The sequence below is a fragment of the Lactiplantibacillus sp. 30.2.29 genome (assembly GCF_018991255.1).
Taxonomy (GTDB): Bacteria; Bacillota; Bacilli; order Lactobacillales; family Lactobacillaceae; genus Lactiplantibacillus; species Lactiplantibacillus pentosus.
Window position 1 is genome coordinate 1 of sequence record NZ_JAGYGU010000057.1, and the last position, 6,491, is coordinate 6,491.

Annotated in this window: 6 protein-coding genes and 1 pseudogene; 3 read left to right on the forward strand and 4 right to left on the reverse strand. The window is 38.4% G+C overall.

Translation table 11 applies throughout. The features are described 5' to 3' along the window. Nucleotides 1–104: 104 nt before the first annotated feature. Nucleotides 105–851 (reverse strand): IS3 family transposase, encoded by a 747-nt coding sequence (locus KGF65_RS16070; protein ID WP_216749001.1) that lies wholly within the window; start codon nucleotides 849–851, stop codon nucleotides 105–107. A gap of 178 nt (nucleotides 852–1,029) precedes the next feature. On the opposite strand from KGF65_RS16070, the gene KGF65_RS16075 reads away from it, so the two are divergent. Together KGF65_RS16075 and KGF65_RS16080 are read left to right on the forward strand one after the other, a co-directional pair. Then, a complete protein-coding gene (locus KGF65_RS16075) occupies nucleotides 1,030–1,662 on the forward strand; it encodes a recombinase family protein (RefSeq protein ID WP_065675016.1) in 633 nt (210 codons plus the stop codon). Nucleotides 1,663–1,748: 86 nt separating this feature from the next. Beyond that, nucleotides 1,749–2,651, forward strand: coding sequence for a YitT family protein (locus KGF65_RS16080; protein ID WP_216748999.1), 903 nt, complete (start codon nucleotides 1,749–1,751; stop codon nucleotides 2,649–2,651). A 585-nt stretch (nucleotides 2,652–3,236) separates the two neighbouring features. On the opposite strand, the gene KGF65_RS16085 is transcribed toward KGF65_RS16080, so the two are convergent. Together KGF65_RS16085 and KGF65_RS16090 are read right to left on the reverse strand one after the other, a co-directional pair. Further along, nucleotides 3,237–3,584 carry a DUF5388 domain-containing protein gene (locus tag KGF65_RS16085; protein ID WP_027821221.1) on the reverse strand — a complete coding sequence of 116 codons (348 nt, stop codon included), beginning with the start codon at nucleotides 3,582–3,584 and terminating at the stop codon, nucleotides 3,237–3,239. Nucleotide 3,585: 1 nt separating this feature from the next. Next, nucleotides 3,586–4,386 carry a ParA family protein gene (locus KGF65_RS16090; RefSeq protein WP_021356781.1) on the reverse strand — a complete coding sequence of 267 codons (801 nt, stop codon included), beginning with the start codon at nucleotides 4,384–4,386 and terminating at the stop codon, nucleotides 3,586–3,588. An 858-nt stretch (nucleotides 4,387–5,244) separates the two neighbouring features. On the opposite strand from KGF65_RS16090, the gene KGF65_RS16095 reads away from it, so the two are divergent. Further along, nucleotides 5,245–5,523: a BRCT domain-containing protein gene (locus KGF65_RS16095; protein ID WP_056953165.1), complete on the forward strand. Its 279-nt coding sequence runs from the start codon at nucleotides 5,245–5,247 to the stop codon at nucleotides 5,521–5,523. A 560-nt stretch (nucleotides 5,524–6,083) separates the two neighbouring features. Here KGF65_RS16095 and KGF65_RS16100 read toward each other — a convergent pair. Further along, nucleotides 6,084–6,491, reverse strand: a pseudogene (locus KGF65_RS16100) (amino acid permease); the annotation flags it as partial.

Sequence of the window (6,491 nt, forward strand, 5' to 3'; positions counted from 1 at the left end):
ATTAAAAAAAGGCTAATATCTACAGGAAATATTAAAGTAAAGCCCCCTGAGTTGTACTAGTCCCTGTCAAGTTGTCATTTGAAATAATATAAGTTTTGCTTTGCTTAAACGGCCTCATTCCAGTGTTCCGCTGGGGTGAGGTCGTTTCTTGCTGGTGAACGATCTAGTTGATTAAAATAGTTGATGCCTTCTTCGACCAAGGCCACTAATTCTTTATAGGTAACTGGTTTAGCGTGTCGATCAATCCAGCGCAATTTGAACTCGTTCCACCAACGTTCCATTGGTGCGTTATCATACGGCGTCCCTGGTCGTGACATACTACGGGTGACTTCATGTTGCGCCAAAAAGTTATTGAATGTTCCTGATGTGCATGCCGAACCTCGGTCAGTATGCACTACAGGGTGGACGTCACCCGCAAAATTAAAGGCCCGTTGAAAAACCTGAACTTTTGCCTTCGAAGTTTCAGTTTCACTTAATTTATGGGCAATTAGATGGCGACCGTAAATATCCAGCGCGCCACTCAAACGCACTTTATACTGACCGTTAACACCATAGGTCAATTCCGTTGAATCAGCTAACCAAACCTGGTTTGGTTGGTTAACGCCAAAACGCTGATTTAAAACATTATCTTGTAAGTATTGCTCCTGTTGTTTGATTCGTGAATGCTTTTTCTGATGAACCTGGCAACGAATGCCTAGCTTGCTCATAATCCTCTTAACTTGCTTTAACGTCACCTGTTCGGTGACGGCCGGGTCTTTTCTGAGATTAGATAATATTTTGGTACTACCAATACTTTGATGATGCTGGTTATACCAATATTGAACCCGTCCAGTTAAGAAGTTATCTCGAATCCCCCAATCCGTTACGTTACGATGTACCTAATGTCTCCTTCCTGAGCTGTGGTATAATAGATCAAACGTGTGAGACATTAGAGTGTGACACAGTAACTTTTAAATCTTAATCAGATCAACTAGTTGAGTAGTTTCCCAGAAACTGACGTCAGAATTAATATGATAAGAAGGCAAATATATGAAAATTGGTTATGCTAGGGTGTCGTCTGAAAATCAGAATTTAACTCGGCAGATTGAAGCTCTAAAAAAGTCTGGTGTAGAGAAAATATTTCAGGAAAAAGTTTCCGGAAAATCAGTTCAAAATCGCCCTGAATTGCAAAAAATGTTAGAGTTCATTCGTGAAAAAGATATTGTCACTGTTTTGGATTTAGATCGACTTGGTAGAAATGCTCAGGACATTACTGACACCATTAACTTGATTCAACAAAAGGAAGCCACACTAGATGTTTTAAGTTTACCGAGTTTCACTGATATACAAGATGTTAACTTACGTGGTTTATTAACCAATTTGGTTTTTGAAATATACAAATATACAGCTGAAGAAGAGCGCAACAAAATTCATGCTAGGCAGAATCAGGGAATCCAATTAGCTAAGGAGCGCGGGGAGTATAAAGGAAGAAGGCGGCAATATAGTCCACATGGATCAAAACGCTACCTATATAAAAGGGTAGTTCAAATGCTCAGGGATGGAACGAATATTGCACAAATTGCAAGGAGTACTGGCGTACAACGACGACAGATTTATCGTATTAAAGAATATGCTTTAAAAGTTGGAGACTTAGGCACTCCCAAAAGGGAAGTGAATAGTTAGGGCCTACAGGACAAGTTAGTGTTTTTTAGGGACCATCGGTCAAATAATAAAGCACTTACATTGATAAAACATTTTGGAGATGAACTATGTTTTTTAAAGATTGGACAAAATACAATAGTTTCGAATTAGTTATGATTACGTTGGGATGTAGCATTTATGCGTTCAGTCTAGATTTAGTCTCTATTCCAAGCGGCTTGGCAGACGGCGGTCTGAGCGGAATAACTCTGATTATTCGTCATTTCTTTCATATTAACTTGGGAATTAGTACTTTATTTCTGAATATTCCATTGATACTAATTGGGTTGCGCTACTTAGGCAAGCGCATGATGGCTTACACTATTTATGGCACCATTTGTTTATCACTATTTCTAATAATATGGTCACAGCAGGCTCTGATTCAACCACTACCATTGAGAAATGATTTATTATTGTCATCACTGGTTGCAGGGGTATTATCAGGGTTGGGAATTGGTCTGGTTTTTCGTTATAACGGAACTACTGGTGGTAGTGATATTATTGCTCGGGTTGGCCAGAGAAGTTTTGGATTTTCTTCGGGAAAAGGAATTTTGATTATTGACTACGTAGTATTAGGGCTATCACTATCATACTTAGATCTGTATCACATCGCGTACTCGCTAATTGTTAGTTTCGTATTATCTAAAGTAATTGATATGGTCCAAGAAGGGCCCAATCGTGCTAAGGTATTATTCATTGTGTCAGATAAAAGCCAAAAAATTTCCCAATTAATTGATGTTTCTTTAAATAGAGGATTGACATATTTGCAAGCTGAAGGTGGTTATCAGCATGATCAAAAGCAAGTGATTTATTTGGTGGTTCAACCGCGGGAAATTCCACAATTGAAGCAATTAATTAAAGCGATTGATGAACGGGCATTTGTGACGGTACTGGATGCCCATGAAGTGATTGAAGAGGGCTTTAGTTATCAACGCAAAAGATACCATGTTAATTGGCAGCACAGTAAAGAATAAAAATTAATAGACGTTTTAATATGAAAAAACGGCTATAATCTACTAGTCACTGATTAGAAAATTGTTGTTTTGATCACGTAGAGCAGTTGGGTATTGAACAATAATATATGTGAAAACGGCCAGGATTCAAATTTTATAGTTTTACTATTGAGACAGACTTGAAACCAATAGGTGTATTTTTTACAAGCCTTAAGTTTTGACAAGTATCAAGTAACTATTTTTTGAAATAATGCGGGGAAAATTATGAAACGAAATATTCAGTCTATCGGAAATACTATGCTCAGTATTATCAGTAGTACATGAGACGAGAGAGAACTTTTGGAAACGGTTGCTTAGATAGGTTGTGAATATTTTTTGAGTAGTATGGGTGGCTTTTTTGAGTAAGTTAAGTGACAGCATTGATTGTTATATGATTGTGTATGTCCTAAATGGACACAAGCAACGCTCCTAAGCAAAGCCTGTATGTACTGATTTCAAAAAAGCCCTCTATTCCGCATAATAGAGGACTTTTTTGTGTGCATTCTGCTTCATTTAAACGGACAAGTATACGTCTAAAAGGTGAACGTGTTGTCTGAGGGCGCGTGATTATTTACTTTTTAGTTTATAGTCAAGCTTATCCTTTGTTTCCATCATCGATACCAATTCATCGTAAGTATCACGTGTTTGGGGAGTTAGTGATTCAAGATAACTTTCAATCATCAAAGAAACCATTTCACTAGCTGAACGCTTATCAGCTGTTGCTTTAGACAAAGCCAAAACGGCGTTTCTGGTATGATTATCAACTCGCATGTTTACATCGAAGGTAGGAATTTTTTCCGCACTATCTTCGCCAAAACCTGCTTGCTTTCTAGAAATTGATGATACATTTACGTTTACCTTCTTATCAGGACTTTTTACCTGATTATCATTATCGTGTTTCAAAAGTCCTCCCATATTATTCTGCCTCCAATCTAGATATTAATTCAGTAGCAACAGCCGTATATGCGCTGTGAGTAGCTTTATCCCAAACAGAACGACTGCTTTCAGTGATTCCAGTAAGGTCGTATCTCTTTACTCTTTCCATAGCAGTAATGACATTTTCAAATATGTTGTCTTCCCCAAATTCTTCTACGGCCTGTTTAAGAACGGCATTGTCAATAATTGATTGCCCTTTTGTAAGAACTGGAAGAATACCCGCTACATCTACTTTTGCTCCAAATTCGTCAATTAAATTCGTTTGTAAATAGCTTAAGAAACTTTTTGCTCCCAGCAATGCTCTTTGCTGAGTTTGTAGCATAACAATGATCCAATCGCAGCACATAAAAACGTTATCGTTTGTTAAACTCATTGTAGGGCTTACATCAAGAAACACGAAGTCGAATTTGCTAGATATATTTGACAAAGAGTTTTTAAGATAGCTGACTTTAGCTTTTTCATCAATGTCTTGTTTATCAACCCACCGACTGAATAAGTTCATATCAGCAGCAGCTGGTATTAAGTCAAGATCGTTCTTAATGTTAATGATGCCGTCATTTAAGTCTTTTCCGTTAATTAGTAATGCGAAAAGAGATGGGTCAATTGTGATGCTGGAATTTTCGTGACTTTTTGTTTTTATCATTAAATCAGTTAGGTTTGCTTGAGGGTCACAATCTACCATAAGCACTTTATATCCCATATTTGATAATTCCCAACTGATTAAGGCTGTAGTAGATGTTTTACCAGTACCACCCTTTTCATTGGCGCAACTAATTATCATTTTTTAAAATTCCTCCATTTGTACACGGTACACGGTGTACTGTGTTATATGTACAGTGTACCGTACTCAGTACACAATGTACAGAAAAAATACTTAACAATTGAATGCGGAATGACGGCTTTTTTATGAAATTATTTAAGTGTACAGTACACAGTACCCAATACACAGTGTACAGTTTACAAGATACGGTGTACGGTGTACAGTGTACTGTACACAAGAAAAGTTGGCCAAAAATTTGATAACTGATATAATGATAACCGTAGTCAAAATAGAACATAAAAAAACACCCACCGATTCCCGTCGGTGAGCGCCACACAAAAGTCAACCCATTTAATGACTATTATATCATGGCCGGTGCGATTTTTAAAGCCCTAGGGGACAAGCTGGGGTCTAAATCCAAGGGGACACGTTTGCCAGTGCGACTTCAATAAGTCTGGCTATACCACAACAAGGCTATCTGTACGGCTGGGTGGTGAATGGTGAGCGCGACCATTAACGGCGCGGGTGGTAAAACGAAGCTTCGGCTTGGTGCCACTGATTAGTTGACGATCGAACAAAAATAAATACGTATTGCCAACGCCTACTAGGGCGTTTTTTAGTAGGTTAAACCGAAAACGTAGGTTTATAATGAGTGGTGGTAGCAATACCGCAATTGTACAGACAAGCGACGGGCGTTAACGACCGACGAACTAAGGGGCAACTTTTAGTAGTAGAATTGTACTCTGGTTCAGTTATTCCAAATAGCTGATTCCAGGGAACAATTCTGCGCTCAAAACGTCACTCCCTCTAAACTGAATGGAAAACCATAACCCGTCAAGTCAAAACCAACATTAGAATCAAGAAAGTTGATGATTTAAAATGCTTGATTTAAGAGATTGTGAGATTGCTTTTACCGGACGTCTAACTACCATGACTCGGGATCAAGCTTTTAGTTTGGCGAAAGTCTTTGGGGCGAAACCACAAAATTGGGTTACGAAACAGACAGATTATTTAGTGGTTGGGTTAATTGAGACGACTTTAGGTGAGGAGCCCATCACAAAAAAGTTATTGACGGGAACACCAACGATTTCAGAACGGGATTTTTTGGACTGGTGTCAGGCACGATTGGCGCAATGGTCTAGGAGTTTAGGTGGTTAAATTCACAAAGTGAGTTTAATGATTTTTGGGGGATTTTTCATCTAGACCACTCCTCTCCCGTCAAATTGCACAATAAAAAGGCCTACCCAATTGAGGATAGACCTTTTTACTTTATTCAGCTTTGTCATCTACTTTAATCTCAGCACTAGTTGAGGTCACATTGGAAACGTTCGCACTAGTTGGTGTTTTATCAGCTTGGCTAGCGGAGTCCACCTCGTTTTTAACATGTTCTAAGGTGCCTGTCGTGTCCTGTGAGACGTTTACAGTTTGTACGTCTGTAATTACACCTAGCATACCTAAAATGGTCAGAACCGTGTCAAGTGGTAGATTGCAAATTTAATCCGAATTTGCAATCTACCACTTGACATAGGAGCTATACGGTAATCAAATGTTTGATACCCTTATAAAATAACTTAGCGGCCCATGCTAACGATTATCTCTACGTTGGTATGAGCCGCTTATTAATAATTTGATTTAATCAACTTTTAGTAAAATGGGTAATTAAGGATTACGTGGATATGCCGAGTATCACCCCATAAGTCCCCTTTATCCTGTATCTTTTAGTTTGTATTGTTTAAGTTCGTTTTCCCTTGACGTAAAAATTCTATTCCACCAAAGATTAATGTCCAGCAGATTGCCCCAACGGCCCCAACAATATCTTCTGGGATGAAGAACAGGCTGATGAAAATGATACCGAAGAATAATATAGTTAATGGGCTGGTAATTTTATACCATGGCATAATAAAACCATTTGGTAAAAAATCAGTGGAAGCCCGGTATCTTCTGTGAGCAACTAATGTCAATGTGTAAACAATAATATACATATCACTAGACACGCCGGTTACGATTGTAAAAACTGAACTGATGGCAGTTGTTAAACTCATAATCGGAGTGATTAAGACTAGCGAAGCGGTAAAAGCAATTGCAGCGGCAGGGACGCCACTGCTTGATATATTAGCAAACATCTT